The organism is Flavobacterium terrisoli, from assembly GCF_030167905.1.
Taxonomy (GTDB): Bacteria; Bacteroidota; Bacteroidia; order Flavobacteriales; family Flavobacteriaceae; genus Flavobacterium; species Flavobacterium terrisoli.
The window spans coordinates 1-19984 of sequence record NZ_JARGNA010000002.1 but is presented as its reverse complement, the minus strand read 5'-3'; the positions used below and the strand labels follow the sequence as shown (position 1 = coordinate 19984).

Sequence of the window (19984 nt, the reverse complement as noted above, 5' to 3'; positions counted from 1 at the left end):
TGCACTCGGGTCAAAACTCAAAATACAAAGTAATGACTTTAATCAAATCAATATCAGGAATTCGCGGTACTATTGGCGGTAAAGTAGGTGACAATCTAACACCGGTTGATGCCGTGAAATTTGCTTCGGCTTATGGTACTTTCCTGAAGAACAACATACAAAAAGACAAGTTGAAAGTGGTTATCGGTCGTGATGCCAGAATATCTGGACCGATGATTCACAATTTGGTTGTAAACACCTTAATCGGATTAGGGATTGATGTGATTGATTTGGGTTTGTCAACGACACCGACGGTAGAAATCGCCGTGCCATTGGAACAAGCCGATGGCGGAATCATTTTAACCGCTTCACACAATCCGAAACAATGGAATGCCTTGAAGTTGCTGAATGCTAAAGGGGAGTTTTTAAACGGTGCTGATGGCGCTAAGATTTTAGAAATAGCCGAAGCCGAAGCCTTTGATTTTTCGGACGTGGACAGTTTGGGCGAAATCACGGTGAATGATGCTTATATGGATATTCATATCGATGAGGTTTTGGAATTGCCTTTGGTGGATGCCGAAGCCGTTGCCAAAAGAAAATTCAAAGTGGTGGTTGATGGAGTCAATTCTTCGGGTGGCATTATTATCCCGAAGCTATTGGAACAAATGGGCGTGGAGTGTGTGAAATTATACTGCGAACCAAACGGTCATTTTCCGCATAATCCGGAACCATTGAAAGAACATTTGGGCGACATCTGTAAATTGGTGGTTGAAGAAAAAGCCGATTTCGGAATTGTGGTTGATCCTGATGTGGACCGATTGGCTTTTATTTCCAATGATGGCGAAATGTTTGGCGAAGAATATACTTTGGTGGCTTGTGCCGATTATGTCTTGAGTAAAACACCGGGCAATACGGTTTCCAATATGTCGTCTTCGCGTGCGTTGCGTGATATTACCGAAAAGCACAACGGAAGTTACCAAGCGAGCGCTGTGGGTGAAGTGAATGTAGTCGAATTGATGAAATCCTCCAATGCGATTATCGGTGGCGAAGGCAACGGCGGTATCATTTATCCGGAGTCGCATTATGGTCGTGACAGTTTGGTGGGCGTGGCTTTGTTCCTGACGCATTTGGCGAGTTTAGACATGACGGTAGCCGAATTGAGAGCTTCCTATCCGCAGTATTATATGAGTAAAAACAAAATCGAACTGACACCACAAATTGACGTTGATGCGATTTTGGTAGCCATGACCGAGAAATACAAAAATGAAAATATCTCTACGATTGACGGTGTGAAAATAGATTTCCCAACGGAATGGGTTCATTTGCGCAAATCGAATACCGAACCAATTATCCGTATTTATACCGAAGCACCAACTCAGGCTGAAGCCGATACATTGGCTTTGAGGATTATTGACGAGATTAAGGCTGTGGCTGGGATTTAAAATTTAGCGATAATTTTCATGACACATAATGCAAAAAAATACACCATTCGAATTTTATTAACGATAGTTTTGCTGTCTATTTTTGCATGTAACAAATCCGAAACAAAAGAAACTCTGAAAATTGATAGTTTAGAATCTCTTTCTGATTTTGTTTATCATTCGAAAAACATCAGAGATTCTATCAAAAAGTTTAAAGATCAAAAACTCCTCATTTGTACAAAGAGAAACATGGACAAGAATACAATAATCTCATTAACGCCTTCTTGTATTCCATTTTACATCGAAAATGAATACCTCTACAAATCTATTGATGGGGTGAATATTATCTTTTATGAATATGACAAGCCATTAACACATAAAAAACATCAAAGTGGTTTAAAAGATTTACTAAAAAAGAATATTGTGAAAATTGAAACCAGTAATAGAACGTGTTGTATTCCTTCTTATAACTTTGCTTTTTGTAATGACAATCCAACGGAAATTAATTGTTTTGATGGCAAAATGATAGAGGAAGAAATTATTAGAAATTATAAAGCTAAAAAGAATGTTGATCCTGAAAAAGTTTTCTTTCCTAAATGCGAGGAATAAAAACTACCGCTAACAGCAATTTACAATAAACACGAAAAACCCTGAACCTCTATTCAGGGTTTTTTATTTCTATGATTCAAGGCCATCACCGGAATTTAACTTATTAAATATCAATCGGTAGAATAAAATATTTAAGTTTGCCGAAAATTATAGTATATGAAATTTTCTAAAATTTATTTCCTGTTAAGTGTAGCCATGATGTCACTTAGCTGTTATGCCCAAAGCATTTCTTCTGAAATGGTGGAGTTCCAAATGTTGAAAGCGCCAAAAACGGCGATTGATGAAGCCAACAGACAATTTAGAGTAACCGTTACTTCACCTTACAATCTTACGGCCGACGATGTAGTAAAGCAATCAAAGCTTGACTTTCAGGCGGAACAAAAAAACTACGCCAAAGTATTAGCGGATAGTGAAAAAGAGTTTCAGCAAAGACTAAAGGATTATGATGTTGAAGTGGCCAAAGCCAAAGAGAAATTCGAATTGGAATCGGCTGAATTCAAAAAACTAAACGTATTGGAGCGTTTGACCATGACCGAACAGGGGAAAAACCCGAAATTGGTTACGCCAACAAAACCAGGCTATGTAAAACCATCAGAGCCGGTTTACCGAGAGCCAAACTTAAACAACTACATTATTGTGGACAACAATGTATTGGCTTCCCAAATCAATATTGAAGGATTTTCACGCGAAGGCAATTATGTTGATGTTACGGTTGATATCCAAAAAGTTAATTTTCAGGATAACGCCGGACAAACATTTGCCAACCAACCAACAAAAATTGTGGTGAAGGTTAATGGTGTAGAAAAAATCAACAGTGTGTTCTTTAAAGACTTTAAGTTTTTGAGTTCGGCACCATCAAACAATATCAACAAACCATTGGAAGAAAAGAATCATTTGACCAAAGTGATGGCTTTTATCAACCAGTTTTTGAATGACAATTTCGGGTACCAATCGATTAAAGCTGTAGTTAAATTAAGCAGTGTTAAGAACAAAGGCAAATATGATGACTTAGAAAAAGCCTCTGTTTATGTAGCGACGAATCTTAGAAAATTAAATCCTTCAAATCCACAAATGACAGCAGCCGGAATGACCGGAATGCAAAAAGGAATCGATATTTGGAAAGATACTTTGACCAAAGTGGTTTACAAAGACAAGAAAGCCGACTTCAATGAGAAAATCGCTGAGTTTGTTTACTTCAATTTAATCCGACTTCATTTGGCGTTAGGTAAAAAAGCTGATGCTGAAAAATATTTAAATGAAATGCAGGAGAATATCATCAACCTGAACTTGTCTTATGACGAACAGAATGAGTTAAAACAATTGGAAAATCAAATTTATAAAGGCTAATCATGATGAATTTAAGAATACTAACACTGGTTCTTGCTTTTGCTTCGGTAACATTATCGGCACAAGTAAAAAAAGAATGGGGCGCCAAATTTGATTACAATCAAAAAGATGAGCTGGATCCAAAATTGGTCATGGCCGACAACTATAATCACTATATGTTGACCGTTATCAATAGAGACGGAATGCAGGCTCAAAACCAAATCATCATCAGAAAGTTTGACCAAAAAAACAATTTGGTGAATACTTTGGTTCAGGAGTTTCCCAATAAAGATATCTATACGCTTCATGCCTATTTAGGTAGTTTTGAAATTGGTAATGATAAAGTGGTTGTGTTTACGGATTCATGGTCAAACAAAACCAAAAAGAAAGAAATCCACAAAGTGGTTTTTGATAAAAAAGCGGAAGCTTTTACTTCGACTTTAGTTGTGGGTTATACTTTTGAAAGCATGATGAAATCGGGGACAGCCGGTGTTGTTGGTTCGCAGAATGGCGCTTTCATTGCGGTTACGTATCAAAAATTCTCCAACAGAAAGATTGCCGAAGAAACCGATTGTACGGTGCTTGACGGAAAAACGTTGGAACCAGTTTGGAAGAAAGCCGTAACCATGCCTTTGGAGTTGTATACCGATAACGTAACGGTATCCAATTCAGGGAAACTGGTATTTGTAAAAAGAGTGGTAGATAAGAGTGCAAAACATTCGCTTAGCGTTGTGGATGCCAATGGAACAGAAGACAAAGAATTCAGTTCGAATATCAAAATCAATAAACCCTTAGTTTTCTCAATAGGAGATCAGGATTATTTTATCGCTTTTAGTTGTACGGCTAAGCAAAGAGATAATTTCTACGACAGTGTTTTATTGTATGATTTGAAATCGGGTGTAATCTTAAAGGAAAATCCGATCAAGGTATTCAGCGGTGTCAAAGATTTACAGGAAATCAAATATGATCTTCTGAGTCTGCAGAACAATGAAATCCATTTGTTCGTTGAATGTAAATACCAAACCGGAACCAGACCTGATCCGGCATTCCCAAATACTCCGGCATTTACGATTCCGGTGTATTCAAGCGGTGTGGCAACCTTCTTGGCCATGGATATGGATGGTACTTTGAAAAAGACAGTTGATTTTAAAGTTGCTCCCGTTAATGATAACTTAGTTGGTTGTGTGGGTATTATTAATTTTCAAGGCAGTTATTTTGTAAATGCAGGAAACATTCATGATCCATACGGGAAATTCAGAAGCGGATTTTTTAAGTTAGAGCCACCAACATTTGAATTAAATTCTACCAATTACCAATACACAATTCCATACAACGAGGAAAGTACCGATTTTAGATTTGGTAGAAGTATCAATCAGTTTTGCAAATACTTCCCGGACAACAAACGCATGTTGATGGCGGCATCTTATGGTGACGGAAAAGTGGCTTTTGTGAGCCTTTATGGTTCCGGACTTTAGTCTCAAACGAAACAATATAAAAGAAAACCCTTTCCATTCAGAAAGGGTTTGTTATTTATAAATCCACAACAAAACCGGTTTGTCTGCTGCTTTCAGAATCGGGTCAATAATCTTCATGTTTTTGTTTGAAATCGTAGGGCAGCCCCAACCTTCGGGTGTTCCCTCGGGATAGACTTCGGTGTCGGATACTTTTTCCCAGGAATGAAAAACAATATAACGCGATTGCGCATTGCTGTTGCTTTCGTCTAAACCATGAAGCACATATTTCACATGGATGCCCCAATCGCTCCAGGCTCTTTGTCCAATTTTATATTTGCCCAAAGCCGAACAGTGACTGCCGTCTTTGTTGCTAAATGTCGGGCTGTCTTTTGACCAGGTTTGGCTCCAGGGATAATTACAGCAACCGTGTCCAACCAACATTTGCTGGCTGATGGCATTCTTTTTAAAGTCATATAAAAACAACCGGTTCAAACCCGAGTGAATGCTCATGTCGATTAAAATACAGAAATCTTCATTGTAGTTGTTGGCCTTACAGAAAGTTAATGCTTCCTTCGCCTTGGTATCGGTTCGGGAAACATTAACTGTGGGTTTGTTTTCACTCTTAACTTTGTCGCTAAAGGATTTGTATCCATAAGCCACACCAATGGCCAATAATAGAAAAACAATCTTTTTTTTCACGGTTTGAGTTTCTATTTATAACGCATTTTTCACGGTTTGAGTTTCTATTTATAACGCAAGAGATTGAATTATAGTATGTAAGGTGAAAAATAATTTACTTCTGTGGATTCTCATCAAAATTCACCATCCAACTGATGCCGAACTTGTCAACAAACATTCCGAAATAGGCACCCCAGAACGTATTGGTCATTGGCATAAAAGCATTACCTCCGGAAGATAATCCGTTGAAGATCCTGTCGGCTTCGGCACGGCTGTCGGTATTGATGGAAACGGAAAAATTACCACCAAAAACGACATCACCGCTTTGAGAAGTACTGTCACTTCCCATTAGGACAGTGTTGCCGATAGGTAAACTTACGTGCATAATTCTGTCGGCTTCTTCCGCTGATGGTGGAGGACAATTTGGGTCATCACTTGGCGGCATGTCTTTGAACTTTCCGATATAAGGGAATTCACCTCTAAAAACGGATTGGTAAAATAGGAATGCTTCTTCGCAGTTTCCATTGAAAATTAAATAGGGATTTACTGTTGCCATTTTTTGTTTGTTTTAATATTTGGTTATTGATTATTTTTAGGCATTTTGCTGTGGTCCATAAACAAAGTATTCCAACGATGCCCGTCTAAGTCGGTAAAACCACTGCCATACATCCAGCCTTGGATTTCGCTTGGTTCTCCAAAAATGATCCCGCCGGCAGCTTTCGCTTTGGCGGTCAGTTCATCCACTTCTTCCCGGCTTTCGGCATCTATGGAAATCAAAAACTGAGAAGTAGTAGCCGTATCATTGAGTTCGATACGGGAAAATTGCTTTAAGGTTTCCTCAGGAAAAAGCATGACGACAAAATTCTTTTGGCCAACAAACATACATTGCATGGCACTGTTGTTTGGGTCATCATTTGGGTTAAAGGTAAACCCGATTTGCTCATAAAATGCTCTCGATTTCAAAACATCCTTTACCGGAAGATTGAGCCATATTTCTTTTGTCATAATGATTTATTTTTCGGTATACTTTTTAAAATTATCCAATATCGTCTGCCATCCGCCGCGTTGTAGTTCTAAAGTGTTTTGACTTTCGGGGGTGAAATTCTCGGTAAGGATTACATTATTGTCCATGATATCAAATCTAACAGTTACTTTTCTGCCATCGGCGATGGTGTAAACCAATCTTTTCATCGGAACAACTTCCTGATAGGTGCCAACAAAATCAAAGCTCATTTTCCCGTCTTTGGATGCCATGGTTGAGGTAAATGTTTTACCCACTTCCAGATTGTTCTCCGCTTTGGGACAATGCCAATCATCGGAAGCAAAATTCCAATTGACAATATGTTCCGGTTGGGTGAATTTGGCCCAAACGTCTTCCAGTGAAGCATCAAGCGTTGTTCTTACCGAAATAGGTCTGGCGTCATTGCTTTCGGCTATGGTTTTTAATTTTTCTAAGGCTTTTGGAAAGACATCATTAAAATATTCGAAATATTTTTCCACGACATCTACTGTAGCGCTCACGGTTGTTATGCCATTTTTTTCAGTCAGGTCATAGCGTTCTTCTGCACCCGACCATGCTTTGGTTTCTTCGGTTAGCGGTAATTCCTCGTAATTTTTAAGTTCACCATAATGACTAAAGAGCATGGTTTCGAACGGTTTTTTTATGGTGATTTTTGAATTCATTCCGTTGCCGTTTGGATCCAAAAAGTAGATTTTGCTTCCTTCATTCCAATCGGATATGGTAAAAGAACCTTCGCAGAAAGCACTGGTCCATTCTTCATAGTTTTCATCGTCCCAAAGCGAGTACCAGACTTTTTCCTTTGGTGCATTGATGTCAATACTGAATGTTAGTTTTTTCATTTTTTTATCTTGTTTAAATTTTCGTTGATTTTGAATAAAACCATTTTGCGGATCAAATCATGCGGAATGGGCTGGTCTAACGGAAACTGTACCGCGCCTTTGGAGTTTTTATAAGCTGCGATTTCTTTGGGAAACGCTTTGATTCCGGTACTCGTTGGGTAAAATCCGATATGGTTTTTGTAAGCGGCAAAATAAACCAAAGCGCCTTTGTGTTTGTAAGCCGGCATTTGATAGCTGATGCATTCTTCGGCTTGAGGTGCCGTTTCTTTGATGGTTTTGCGTATGGATTCCAGTAAGGGTTTAACGGCTGAAGGCTGAAGGGCAATGTAATCGTCAACAGTTTCAAAACCGGTTTTCATAGCTTATTTTTTTAAAAAGGAAAGTAAAGTTACAAAAAGTCTTTTTTGCGTGGTGTTATTAAGATGTTATCTTTCGTAAAATTCAATCGGCAAATCATCCGGATCGCTGATAAAGGTAAATTTTTTCCCGGTGTATTCATCAACGCGAATGGGCTCGGAAATAATTTGGTATTGATTTAGGTAGGCAATCATCGCTTCAACATTATCAACTTCAAAAGCCAAATGGCGTAAACCACTGGCTTCGGGTCTTGAAACCCTTTTAGGCGGATTGGGAAACGAAAATAATTCGATTGCATATTTGCCGTTTAAGGCCAAATCCAATTTAAAGGATTGCCTTTCTTCCCGATAAACTTCCTGCATGATTTGCAACCCGAGTATCTCGACATAGAATTTTTTAGACACTTGATAATCCGAACAGATGATGGCAATGTGATGGATTTTATTGAGCATGGATTACAATTTTTTCTTCACAATTTTTTTGTGGATTTTATTGGTTTCCTGCAAGGCTGCGCTGCTGTACCAAGGTGTCAGTTCGACTTCAAAGATTTTAGCTTTGACCGCAGGGTCCGATTCTACCAAGGCTTGGGCTTCCTCAACCGTACTTACATTAAAGATAAAAATTCCACGGTAGTTTCGGTCATTCTTCATAAATGGTCCGGCGACAACGAGTTTGCCTTCATCTGCCAATTTTTTGATATTGGTCATGTGGCCTTCAAATAGTTTGGCTTTTTCCACTTCAGTTGCGGTGGTATTGCTTCCGGTTTTGAGAATGCAAAACACATAAGCTTTCATGCCGTTGTCCGTTCCATTGAGAGATTTGGCCAAAGCTTCATCATATTCGGGATTGGCTTGTTGGGCAAAGCCAAAGGTTGAAAAAAGTAATAAGAGTAAAGAGATATTTTTCATGAGTTTAAGGATTGATGGTTCTGTTTTTCTTTGTCAGCGAAGTGTTTGTAGATTTTTTGTTTGGCATCAATAGCATTTTTTCGGGCATAATAATAACCAATGGCGAGCGCAATACAATACCAGTAATAATCCATGTGCTTTGTTTGTTACTCAAAGATAAATCTTTTTCTCCTGAAAATAAGGTAACCATATAATCCTAAAAAAGGCAAAGTCAATAGGGTGATTTTTGGATTCCAGGTCAGTAAACCGATAAAAAGCAACATGATAAATAACAACGCTATACCCGTTGCAGCAGTTACAATCACCCAGAATTTTGGCTTTGGAACAAATAAGGAAACCAGTAACAGTAACTGGCCAATCAGAGGTAAAAGAATAAAAGGATGAAAAAAAGCTTCAGGTGATTGTTTTATTTTGAGCAGTAAATCATATTCTATGGCTCCGATAAATTCGCTTTCTTTTCCCCATTCTAAATAACCGATGAAGGATGAAAGGAATAAGCTTAAGATGATTTTTTTAAACAGCGGCATGATGTTGATTTGAATATTAAAAGTAATCATTTTGTTATCCAAATCCAATAAAATTGATGTCTTTTAATGGGTTTGTAAAGCCGCAATCGCATACAAGTGGTTGTATTGCTGGCAATGAATTAAAACATAAGGATAATCGGCAAGGTTCACCTGTGGCGGTACTTGATAAGTAACATTCGGATTGAGATCTCCCAAGTTAATAAAGTCGGATGGTGTATCCATTTTTGACAGATAGACTTTTAAATCGGGACCATGAGATATGGAGAAACCTTCCAATTGTAATGAATGTGTGTTGTTTTGACGATAAATTTTCACATCGCCTTCAACATTAATGCCTGTAGTAGGCACAAAAGTTCCGTCGTATTTTAAAACGGGTTCGTTGTTGTTTCTATCGCGATCTGATTCGCAGGAAGCAAAAAGCAAAACTGTTGTAAAAAGTAAAAGGATTGTTTTCATAGCATCTTAATTTTTATCAAAGTTCTGTATAACTTACGATACCAATTGTCAGCCAGTTTACATTTTCGGGAAGATTATTTAATTTTTGCTTTTTTAAGCGTTTTTTCAATCACGCTATTGATGTCTTCGGAAAGATTGGCTTTATAAATCAGTATCAAATAAAGCAGGGAAACCAAAATCGATTTGAGTCCGATATTGATAATTGCATGAAACGGAAAATCCCAGAAATAAAACAACAGGAAGCAAACCGCTAAAATCGCCAAAGAATAAAGTGTTTTTATCGTAAACGGATACAAATCCATTTTTTTGACTACGAATAAGAGTTTGATGGTATTGTAAATGGCAACAGTGAGCAAAGTCGCAAATGCTGAACCTTCAATGTCGTAGAGCGGAATAAAAATGGCATTCAGAGTAATCATCAGCGCCACAGTAAAAACACCGAACAGCAATACCGTTCGATAGTATTTGGTATTGACGATAATCGAATTGTTGTTGCCCAGCAAGACATCATAGAATTTGGATAGTCCAATCATATATACGACCCAGATACCGCCACTGTAGTCTTTTGGAATGAGTAGATACATTTCTTTGATGTTCACAAAAATCAGTATCATGATAAAACCACCGATAACCTGCAGGTTGATGGCGCTTTTTTTATACAAATCGTTGAGTTCGTCGTGTTTGTTTTCGACCATCAGTTTGGCCGTAATCGGGGCAATGATTTGCGTCATCGCCCGGCTTGGCACCGCAATTACCGTGGCGATAAAAATAGCCACGCTGTACAAGGCGTTTTGGGTAATGTCTTTATATTGCGGAATCATGACTTTGTCAAAATCAACCAGCATTACGGCAACGCCGCCCGACACAATGATGAAAGCAGAATACCGGACAATTTCTTTGACATTTTGCGGAATCACAAAACGCAACACCGGCATTTTGATTGAAATGGCGTAAAGTTTCATCGCAGTCATTTGGGCAAAATAGGCGAGTGCCACACAATACACAAAAGTATCTTTGGCCAGCCAATTGAAATGAACACCAATTAATAAAACCATTACTATGGAACGTACTAAAACTTCACTGATGAAATTTCCGGTGACGGATTTCATATGAACTTTGGCCCAGGCATAAAATACTTCGAAATAAGCCATGAACAATCCGATTAGCGGAATCAGCCAAAAGAAAGGCTCGAGCGTTGGGTTTTCCTCAATCCAGCTGTGTGAAATTTGGTCATAGAAAGTATAGAAAATCAAACCAATCGGAATGATTAAAGCCAATGGCAGAAAGAGAATGAAGGTAAGGAATTCATCGCGTTCCTTTTGGTCTTTATAGGAAGAAAAAAAACGGATTAAGGTATTTTGAGCCCCAAACGCCATCAACGGCATCATGATATTGGCACCCGAAAGAATCGTTGTTACGATTCCATAATGCTCCTTTTCCAGGAAATTGGTATAAAAAAACAAGGCGTTTACCGCACCAATTCCGAATCCAAGGAAAGTGATAATGGTGTTTTTAATGGATTGGTTTTGTACGATGCCCATAAATAGTTATGAGTTATGAATTTTGAGTTATAAGTTTGGAAAGTTTTTCCGTTAAACTTTTTCTGGAATACTGTTGCAAACCTACGGCGTGAACTTTCAGGTTTTGGTTTTGGTATTCCTGATAATATTTCAAAAGTAGTGCTTTTAGTTTTTCTTTTTCGTCATAAGTAAAGAAAACACCGGTATTGGTTGAGGTAATGATTTCGGCAAAATCTGAACCTTCCGGTCCGATGGCAACTATTGGTCTTTCGGAAACCATGTATTCAAATAATTTTCCGGGAATGATGCTTTTGGTGTCTTCCGAATTGATTTCAATCAATAACAAAACCTGCGATTTTCTTTGGTGTTCCACCGCTTCCTGGTGTGAAACATAACCCAGATTCAACACATAATCATTGAGTTTGAATTCGGTAATCGTATCCAATACTTCCTGACTTACGGCGCCGATTAATTTGAGCTGGAAATCCTTTTTGAAATCTGCATTTTCTTTGGTCAATTCCTTCAGAGCTTTCCAAAGGATTCTCGGATTGCGTTCCGATAAAAAAGAACCGATATGTGCCAAAGTGAATTTTTCGTCTAAAGGTTGTTTGCTTATTTTTTCTACGTCATAGCCATTCGTAATTACTTCAATCGGACGAGAAGTAATCGCTTCAAATTCGGTTTTGGTGGTTTTACTGGTAACGATAACGGTATCGGCTGTATTTAAAACTTCGCGCTCTAAAGCTTTGTGTTTTTTTTCGGCTGAGGAAGATAACTTCAAGGCTTTGTGATAGCCAATGGTCGTCCACGGATCGCGAAAATCGGCAAACCATTTGACGCCCAAATCTTTTTTCAATTGTAAGCCAATCAAATGCAGACTATGCGGCGGACCAGAAGTGACAATCGTATCGATGTTGTTTTCCTGTATGTATTTCGATAAATATTTCACCGAAGGTTTAACCCAAAGAAAACGCGCATCGGGAATAAAGATATTGCCGCGAACCCAAAGCAAGGTTTTCTCCAAAAAGGATTGCTTTTTTTGGTTGGGAATAATACCTGAACTGATTTTCTTGGTTTTGCTTTTGCCAAAAAAGGAAGCCAAACCATAAGGTTCAAAGATTTTGTTTTTGAGGATAATCGCTTTCTCCGAAACTTCGCTTGCCAGACCATTATCAATAATTGGATAGGTTGGGTTTTCCGGAATGTAGACTATCGGCAGCACATTGAACTCAGGCAGGTACTTGACAAACTTTAACCAACGCTGTACACCAGGTCCACCGGCTGGCGGCCAATAATAAGTGATGATTAAAAGTTTTTTAGGTTCTGTTTGGTTAGCCACGAATTCACGAATAATTTTTTCTTTTTTCTATGCTCTATTCTCTTTACTCTTTTTTCTATCCCAATAAACACCGCCGGCAATCACCAGTAACATGACAATCGAACTAAACAAAGCAATGCTGCTTCCGGTTTTTACGACTTGTGGTTCAAACTTGAATTCGATGGTGTGCTTGCCTTTTGGAATAAACAGTCCTCTTAAAGTATAATCTACTTTGTAAATTGGTGCTTCTTCGCCGTCAATCGTGGCTTTCCAACCGTCTTTATAATAGATTTCAGAGAAAACGGCAAAACCGTCATTACTGTTGTTTGAAGTATATTTTAGGTAATTTGCTTTATAATCGTTTAAAGCGATAGAAGCAGTGCTATCGGTTTCAAATTTACTTACGGCCATAATCTTTATAAAAGGTTCAGGCTGAAAAACAGCAACATCTCTAGTTTGGATTTTACCCAAAGTATTTAATTCTTCATCGGCAGAATTTACTTTTCGCAATTCCTTTACAAACCAGGCATTGCCATTGTGGAACGGATTGGTAATTGGAATATCGCCCTGTTCGGTGCCAATAATTAAATATTTGATGTTAAAGGCATCCAAAATCGGGATGCTTTTGGTTAATGACAATGTTTTCGAATCGACATTTTCGCCCAGGCTGTTCATGCTTTTTTCAATCAGATGATCATACACTTCTTCAAAACGTCTTGGTTTTACCGCACTGTAACCTCCAATTGATTTGTGGAAATATGAGGCTCTTGAATCAGACAAACCACCAGCCAATTCATAAACCCTGAAGTTGGTCTTGTCTGCTAATATCAAGGAATCAGCAGCGGTTGGTTCGAAAGGAATGTCCACTTCCCGGGCACTTCTGAATTGTTTTCCATCATTGCTCACATAGTTTTTATCCACAAAGAATAAATCACCCACCATGAAAATACCGATGATAATGATAGCGGTGTTTTGTGCCAATTTGTTTTTGGTATACAGATACAGGGCACCAAAAGTCACCAGCATTAAAAACCCGGAACGCAATAAGTCGGCAGAGTATAAATCTTTTCGGTCTTCTCTCAGTGCTTCCAAAAAGGCAGTTCCAAATGATTTGTCAGGATGGCCTTGTAAGGCGGAAGCCAATTGGTTGTCAATATCACCTACGAAACTGAACATGCCTTTGGCCAAGAACAGCACAACAATGATTCCCAAAGTTGTTGCGGCGGTTTTCCATAAGCTCGTCCATTGTTTTTCTTTGTCGGTGGTGAAGAAGGATTGCAATCCCATAATCGCCAAAACCGGAATGCACAATTCCAATAAAACCTGAATCGAGGAAACCGCTCTGAACTTGTCATAAACCGGTACATAATCGATAAAGAAATCGGTAAGGAGTGAGAAGTTTTTTCCCCAGGAAAGCAAAAGCGAAAATATCGCTCCGGCTAAGAAAGCATATTTTATTTTGCGTTTGTCGTGGTACATCGCCAACACAAAAAGGAAGAACACAATCGCGCCAATATAAGCCGGTGATGCCACTTGTGGCTGATCGCCCCAATAGGTAACCGCATAATCTTCGGTGATTTGTTTGGCTTCTTCCGGTTGGGCACCATACTCGAGCATAAAATTGTAAACATGTGAATCCTCGCCAAGTTTTTGGTTGCTGCCACCGCCAAAAAGACGCGGGACAAACAAGTTTAAACTCTCGGCAACGCCATAACTGTATTGGGTGATATACTCACGATCCATCGAAATGTCGCTTTCTTTTTTGGAACCATCAGAGTTGGTGGTCAGTTCGCTTTTGCCGCGCGTACTGAAATCGGCATATTCTTTGGTCGCCATTAAACTGGTGGCATTGGCACCAATGGCTAAGATTACGGCAATCAGAAATGTTCCTGCTATTTTAGGCAAAGCCTTAAGGTCTTTTTCTTGGTACAATCGGTACAAAAAGTAAAAACTCATGACGATCAAAAGCAGTAAAAGGTAGTAAGTCATTTGGAAGTGATTGGCCGTAATTTCCAGCGCTACAGCGAGCATCGTCAATATTCCTCCGTGTAAATAACGCTTCCTGAAAACCAATATGAATCCGGCAATGACCAGCGGCATATAAGCCACAGCGTGTGCTTTGGCATTGTGTCCAACGCCTATAATCACAATGAGATAAGTAGATAATCCAAAAGCGAGTGCTCCGAAGAATGCTTTTAACGGATCAATTCGCAGGACTAATAATAAGCCATAAAAACCTAAAAAGTAAAGAAACAGATAATCGGCCGGTCTTGGCAGAAAACGCAAAAGTTCATCCAGTTTCCCGATATAATCATGCGGGTATTTTGCGCCCGACTGATAAGTTGGCATTCCCCCGAAAGCACTATTTGTCCAATAAGGTTCGGCATCATATTCGGCTCTAAAATCGTTTTGTTCTTTGGCCATACCGGTATATTTCACGATATCGTGTTGGTATATTTTTTTGCCTTGCAGCACCGGATAAAAGTAGATTAGTGAAATTAAAATGAAACCAAATATGGCTAAAAAATGGGGATAAAACTTTTGAAGTTGTTTCATGTTTTTGGATTAGGTTTTCAAGTGAAATTACTTAATTTCTTCGAAATCAATATACTCGCCAACGATTTTTTTCTCTTTTGGCTTTTCAGTTGAAGTTGATTGCGCTTTTTGTTGTTGTTGGTATTGCTGCTGTTGTTCCTGGAATTGTTGGGTTGCTTTTTCGACCACTTTTTTGGCAACAACAGGCAAAAACAATCTTGCTAAAAACTTAAAGATATAGTAAAAAGCAATGATGTAGAATATTGTTTTTAATAATCCGTTGAAAGATGCAGTTTCCATGCTGTAAAATAATTTTTGTCAAAAATACTAAATTCCCTAATGTAAAATTCGCTTTGACATCTTAAATAAATGATAAAATGTATTACTTTTGGAAGAGTATATTTTCTACAAACCGATACATTATGCTAAAAATAAAATCACTGTTAGTAATTGGGTTTTTACTCATTTCAACTTCACAATATGCACAATATACCGATATCATCAACTCCAACCGACCTGGAGAATCCATGTCGGCGTTTTCGGTTGGAAAATCTGTTATTCAAGCGGAAGGCGGTATGTATGGCATTCGGGAAAAACACGATTTAGCGCGTTACGAAGCCAATGGTTTCGGAATGGAGTTGGATGCGAGATACGGTGCTTTTTTTGATCAATTCGAATTTATTTTAAACACGCAGTATCAGTATGATTGGTACTCTGCACCATTGATAGAAGATACACGCGGCGGTTTTAAACAGGTTACTTTAGGAGCCAAATATTTGGTGTATGATCCGTTCATCCAATTGAAAGATGCCAAGCCAAATGTATACAGTTGGAAAGCCAATCACCGATTTAGCTGGAAACAATTTATTCCGGCAGTTGCGGTTTACGCCGGTTTTAATTTGAATATAGGAACCAATCCTTTCACCTTTGATACCGATCCGGCTATCAGCCCAAAAATAATGGTGATTACACAAAATCATTTTGGAAGCAAATGGGTTTGGGTTAACAATTTTATCGCTGATAAATACATGACCGATTATCCTTCTTTGGGATGGATTTCTACAATGACGCGCGGGTTTAACATGCGTTGGTCAGGATTTTTGGAAGTACAGGGTTACAAAAGTGATTTTTATGCAGATACTGTTTTCCGTTTGGGTGCGGCTTATTTGGTAAGGGAAAATATCCAATTGGATGCCTCTTTTGCCAAAAACATTAAAGACACACCGGCGATACTTTATGGAAGTTTTGGTGTTTCGTGGCGTTTCGACAGTAATTATGAAACCAATTACAAGCGAATCAAAAGCGATAAGCCGGATAAAAAGAAAAAAGACAAAAAATCCAAAAAGGACAAAGGCAAAAAACGCAAAGACGAAGTCGAATTAGAAAATACGAAGTAAAATTAGAAAATACACAACCATATAATGATTACCATAGTTGAAGCCAACACTAAAAAACTAATTAGAGAATACGTTAATTTTCCTTTTGCCTTATATAAAAATCATCCTTATTGGGTTCCGCCTTTGATTAAGGATGAATTGGAATCCTTTGACAAAAACATCAATCCTGTCTTTGCTTCCGCAGATGCCCATTTCTATTTGGCTTACCGTGATAATAAAATTGTAGGCCGAATTGCGGCTATCATCAATTGGGAAGAAGTCAACAACCAGCAGAAGAAAAAAGTTCGTTTTGGTTGGTGGGATGTCATTGATGATATAGAAGTCACCAAAGCTTTATTGGAGAAAGTCCATGAATTTGGCAAAGCCAATAATTTGGAATATGTTGAAGGACCGATGGGTTTTTCCAATCTGGATAAAGTTGGTGTTTTGACCGAAGGTTTTGACGAAATAGGCTCGATGATTACTTGGTATAATTTCCCTTATTATTCAACTCATCTGGAAAAATTAGGGTATGTCAAAGAAAAAGAATATCAGGAAAATCAGTTTAATTTTGAAAATGTAAAAACAGATTTCTTTATAAAGGCAAATGATTTGGTCATCAAGCGATACGGGTTGAAAGCGATGAATTTTACCAATAACAAAGACATTATGCCTTATGTGGACACGATGTTTGATTTGTTCAATTCAACGTACTCGAAATTATCTTCATTTGTTGCCATAACGGATATTCAAAAAGAGTATTTTAAGAAAAAGTACATCAGTTTCATCAATCCTGAGTATATCAAGTTTATCATGGATAAGGATGACAACATGATTGCATTCAGCATTGTCATGCCAAGTTTTTCACGTGCGTTGCAAAAAGCCAAAGGGAAGCTTTTTCCTTTTGGGTTCTATCACTTGCTTAAAGCGAAGAAAGAAAGCAAGGAAGTATTGTTTTATCTAATTGGGATTGCTCCGGAATACCAAAATAAAGGAGCAACTGCGATTGTTTTTAACGAGTATTATAAGGTTTTCATAAAGAAAGGAATAAAGAATTGCATTCGTACCCCTGAATTAGAGGAAAACCATGCCAGCCATAATATGTGGAAGCATTTTGACCCCGTAACTTTTAGAAGACGAAGAACTTACAGTAAGCCATTGTAATCCTAATCTTTTTTCAAATCCTACCTTTTCGGCGCTAATTTTAGCAAACCTAACCTCTTATTGATGCTAATTTTACATTGAAAATGGCGTTGGTGTTGATTTTTTCTAAAATTAAGCTTAATTCAATGTTAAAAAAATAAGCATTTGTGTAGTTAGTCGATAAAAATCAAATGTTCGTAGAAAACTTACGGCTTTTTTAACATTGTATTTGGATTTCTGTCTAATTTTATCATCCCGTTTGAAATCTACTCTATTATTATTTCGATTCTATTTATTATGAATTGGAATTTTTTACCCGCTTCAGCTTGTCCCCAAAAATACTAAACCCTACCTATTCGTGATGTGGTATTCTTAAAAAAATACTTAACATTATGAAAAACACTACTTTATTAAAGTTTTTAGAATTCCCCTGTAGTAGCGACTGTGTCGTTAGTCGTGGGGAAGACGGGTTTAAGTTAGATTTTTCCAAAACAACAACATTGGATGGTAATTACTCTAAAACACAGGGTAATGCTAAAAGTAAAGGTGTGATTAGTATCTTAATGCTACTCATACTTTTTTTATTTTCTAACATTTCGACTGCTCAGATTACAGTTGATGGTAACCCGATTGACTGGAATAGTGCTAACTTCAATACCTTTCCGGTAAAAAGTTATGTGCTAGATGCTTACGGTACCGGTCAGGTCGATAACCAGTTTACGAGTTCCAAGGATTTTTTCCTGGCAGACGGAACCGGAACCGGATATTTGGGCTGGGTCATCGGACAAACCAAAGCAAAGAATGATATTGCCAACGCAGCTGCCGTTTTAGACAATGGTATTTTGTATTTTGCGGGGGATAGAACTTCCAACAATGGGGATGCCCAAATTGGTTTCTGGTTCTTCCTAAACGGAACGGCGCCAAGAACGCTTTTCACGTCACCAAATGCAGGAGGAGATTTTTTCCCTGCACATGCACCGGGTGATATACTTGTTTTGGCTGATTTCACCGGTGGTGGTAATACAGCCACTGTTCAAGTGTTTCGCTGGAAAGGTTCAGGACCACTTTCACCGGGTTCATCGGTTGTACCCAATACCAATGGAAATTTAGAAACAACCAATATTGTGGGGATTGTTGCAGAGAACAATGCTTCTCAATATCCTATCCCAACCGGATGGTCATTTCTTAATCCAATTTATGATACCAATGAGTTCTATGAAGGACGCGTTGATTTATCAGGTTTAAATATTGCCAACACTTGTTTTTCAAGTTTCTTATTAGAAGCCAGATCTTCTCAATCAGTAACAGCATCACTTGATGACTTTGCCGGAGGTAACTTTAATGTTCGTCCGACAGTTACGATTAACAATGTTACAGTTTGTGCCGGTCAACCGGCTACATTTACAGCAACACCTAATGGTGGAATTGCACCTTTAACCTATTCATTTAATGGACTTCCATTCCAAGCGTCTAATACTTTTACCATAGATCCTGCGACTACCAGTGGTAGTGTGACGGTAGTGGTAAAAGGAGCTGGTCCGAATTTCTGTGAATCAGATGTCGCAACGGGAACCTTAACGGTTAATCCTGTTCCAACAGTCACGGTTAATTCACCGGTTAAGTGTTCTAATGATCCTGCGGTAACTATTACAGCTACTCCAAACCCGGCCGGAACTTATACTTATGTATGGCAGGTTCCTGTTGGAGCTGTTAATCCAGGTAACGTAGCAAGCTTTAGTGCTACTGTTGGTGGAACTTATACAGTGACAATAACCACGACTGGCGGTACTAATTGTTCAGGTTCTGGTTCAGGAACTTTAACAGTTAATCCAAGTCCAACATTGGTAACTCATAATCCTGCACCTGTTTGTGCTCCTTTAACGGTTGATTTAACTGCTCCTGCTGTAACAGCCGGAAGTAATCTTCAAGGAGGAACATTGTCTTATTGGACAAATGCGGGAGCTACTATTCCTTTAAATAATCCTAATGCTGTATCGGCTTCAGGAACCTATTATATCAAAGTAACAACTTCAGCCAACTGTACAGATATTAAGCCTGTAACAGTTACTGTTATTCCTGTTATTCCAATTGTTATTAACTGTCCTCAAAACAGTACAACCAGTGCTTGTGCCTACGCTGATCAAGCGGCACTTGTTACTGCGTTCAATAATTGGGTTGCCGGATTTACAGCAACAGGCGGAAATGGTACTTTAGTTACTTCAGGGTTACAAAATCTTTCTCCTCCTAATTTATGTGCAGGAGGAAGTGTAACAGTTAATTTCAGTGCTTCAGATGATTGTGGAAAACAGGCTTCATGTTCTGCTACTTTCACAATTACAGCAGCACCGGCTGTACAGGTAACCCAACCAGCTAACAGTACTACAAGTGCTTGTGCTTATGCAGACCAGGCAGCAGTTAATGCAGCGTTTGCAACATGGTTAGGCGGATTTACTGTATCAGGCGGATGTAACCCACAAGGCAGCTATGGAGAGGTAAGTGCTCCTAATGCATGTGGCG

Annotated in this window: 21 protein-coding genes; 7 read left to right on the top strand and 14 right to left on the bottom strand. The window is 38.5% G+C overall.

What is annotated here, in order from left to right; all coding sequences use genetic code 11:
• Nucleotides 1–32: 32 nt before the first annotated feature.
• From glmM to P1K33_RS02175, 4 genes are all read left to right on the top strand, one after another.
• The gene (glmM, locus tag P1K33_RS02190) at nt 33–1421 is read left to right on the top strand and encodes a phosphoglucosamine mutase (protein WP_284651222.1); all 1389 of its coding nucleotides are present in this window, start codon (nt 33–35) and stop codon (nt 1419–1421) included.
• A gap of 18 nt (nt 1422–1439) precedes the next feature.
• Nucleotides 1440–2009, top strand: coding sequence for a hypothetical protein (locus P1K33_RS02185; protein ID WP_284651221.1), 570 nt, complete (start codon nt 1440–1442; stop codon nt 2007–2009).
• Nucleotides 2010–2165: 156 nt separating this feature from the next.
• On the top strand, nt 2166–3356 hold the full coding sequence (locus P1K33_RS02180; RefSeq protein ID WP_284651220.1) for a hypothetical protein: 1191 nt from the start codon (nt 2166–2168) through the stop codon (nt 3354–3356).
• Between the two features lie 2 nt (nt 3357–3358).
• Nucleotides 3359–4810, top strand: coding sequence for a hypothetical protein (locus P1K33_RS02175; protein ID WP_284651218.1), 1452 nt, complete (start codon nt 3359–3361; stop codon nt 4808–4810).
• A 51-nt stretch (nt 4811–4861) separates the two neighbouring features.
• Here P1K33_RS02175 and P1K33_RS02170 read toward each other — a convergent pair whose 3' ends face one another.
• From P1K33_RS02170 to P1K33_RS02105, 14 genes are all read right to left on the bottom strand, one after another.
• Nucleotides 4862–5488, bottom strand: a complete 627-nt coding sequence (locus P1K33_RS02170; protein WP_284651217.1) for a murein L,D-transpeptidase catalytic domain-containing protein — start codon at nt 5486–5488, stop codon at nt 4862–4864.
• Nucleotides 5489–5582: 94 nt separating this feature from the next.
• Nucleotides 5583–6023, bottom strand: a complete 441-nt coding sequence (locus P1K33_RS02165; RefSeq protein ID WP_284651216.1) for a VOC family protein — start codon at nt 6021–6023, stop codon at nt 5583–5585.
• Between the two features lie 23 nt (nt 6024–6046).
• Nucleotides 6047–6472 (bottom strand): VOC family protein, encoded by a 426-nt coding sequence (locus P1K33_RS02160; protein ID WP_284651215.1) that lies wholly within the window; start codon nt 6470–6472, stop codon nt 6047–6049.
• Between the two features lie 6 nt (nt 6473–6478).
• Complete coding sequence (locus P1K33_RS02155) at nt 6479–7327, bottom strand: SRPBCC domain-containing protein (RefSeq protein ID WP_284651214.1); 849 nt, start codon at nt 7325–7327, stop codon at nt 6479–6481.
• On the bottom strand, nt 7324–7686 hold the full coding sequence (locus tag P1K33_RS02150) for an iron chaperone (RefSeq protein WP_284651213.1): 363 nt from the start codon (nt 7684–7686) through the stop codon (nt 7324–7326). The genes P1K33_RS02155 and P1K33_RS02150 overlap by 4 nt, the downstream gene beginning before the upstream one ends.
• Nucleotides 7687–7752: 66 nt before the next feature.
• A complete protein-coding gene (gene gloA2, locus P1K33_RS02145; protein WP_284651212.1) occupies nt 7753–8136 on the bottom strand; it encodes an SMU1112c/YaeR family gloxylase I-like metalloprotein in 384 nt (127 codons plus the stop codon).
• A gap of 3 nt (nt 8137–8139) precedes the next feature.
• The gene (locus P1K33_RS02140; RefSeq protein WP_284651211.1) at nt 8140–8592 is read right to left on the bottom strand and encodes a YciI family protein; all 453 of its coding nucleotides are present in this window, start codon (nt 8590–8592) and stop codon (nt 8140–8142) included.
• Between the two features lie 4 nt (nt 8593–8596).
• A complete protein-coding gene (locus P1K33_RS02135; RefSeq protein ID WP_284651210.1) occupies nt 8597–8746 on the bottom strand; it encodes a hypothetical protein in 150 nt (49 codons plus the stop codon).
• Entirely contained in the window at nt 8739–9149 is a 411-nt protein-coding gene (locus P1K33_RS02130) for a hypothetical protein (RefSeq protein ID WP_284651209.1), read from the bottom strand. The genes P1K33_RS02135 and P1K33_RS02130 overlap by 8 nt, the downstream gene beginning before the upstream one ends.
• A 33-nt stretch (nt 9150–9182) precedes the next feature.
• Complete coding sequence (locus P1K33_RS02125) at nt 9183–9575, bottom strand: DM13 domain-containing protein (RefSeq protein ID WP_284651208.1); 393 nt, start codon at nt 9573–9575, stop codon at nt 9183–9185.
• Between the two features lie 74 nt (nt 9576–9649).
• Nucleotides 9650–11116, bottom strand: coding sequence for a lipopolysaccharide biosynthesis protein (locus P1K33_RS02120; protein ID WP_284651207.1), 1467 nt, complete (start codon nt 11114–11116; stop codon nt 9650–9652).
• Nucleotides 11117–11129: 13 nt separating this feature from the next.
• Nucleotides 11130–12434 (bottom strand): glycosyltransferase family 4 protein, encoded by a 1305-nt coding sequence (locus P1K33_RS02115; protein ID WP_284651206.1) that lies wholly within the window; start codon nt 12432–12434, stop codon nt 11130–11132.
• 27 nt (nt 12435–12461) lie between these two features.
• Nucleotides 12462–14969: a YfhO family protein gene (locus P1K33_RS02110; protein WP_284651204.1), complete on the bottom strand. Its 2508-nt coding sequence runs from the start codon at nt 14967–14969 to the stop codon at nt 12462–12464.
• A 27-nt stretch (nt 14970–14996) separates the two neighbouring features.
• Nucleotides 14997–15248 carry a DUF4834 domain-containing protein gene (locus P1K33_RS02105; protein WP_284651203.1) on the bottom strand — a complete coding sequence of 84 codons (252 nt, stop codon included), beginning with the start codon at nt 15246–15248 and terminating at the stop codon, nt 14997–14999.
• 122 nt (nt 15249–15370) lie between these two features.
• Here P1K33_RS02105 and P1K33_RS02100 point away from each other — a divergent pair, with 122 nt between their 5' ends.
• The 3 genes from P1K33_RS02100 to P1K33_RS02090 all read left to right on the top strand — a co-directional run.
• Nucleotides 15371–16345, top strand: a complete 975-nt coding sequence (locus tag P1K33_RS02100; protein WP_284651201.1) for a transporter — start codon at nt 15371–15373, stop codon at nt 16343–16345.
• A 24-nt stretch (nt 16346–16369) separates the two neighbouring features.
• Nucleotides 16370–17488 carry a GTP cyclohydrolase gene (locus P1K33_RS02095; RefSeq protein WP_284651200.1) on the top strand — a complete coding sequence of 373 codons (1119 nt, stop codon included), beginning with the start codon at nt 16370–16372 and terminating at the stop codon, nt 17486–17488.
• A 371-nt stretch (nt 17489–17859) separates the two neighbouring features.
• On the top strand, nt 17860–19984 hold a 2125-nt coding region (locus tag P1K33_RS02090; RefSeq protein WP_284651199.1), incomplete at its 3' end, for a hypothetical protein.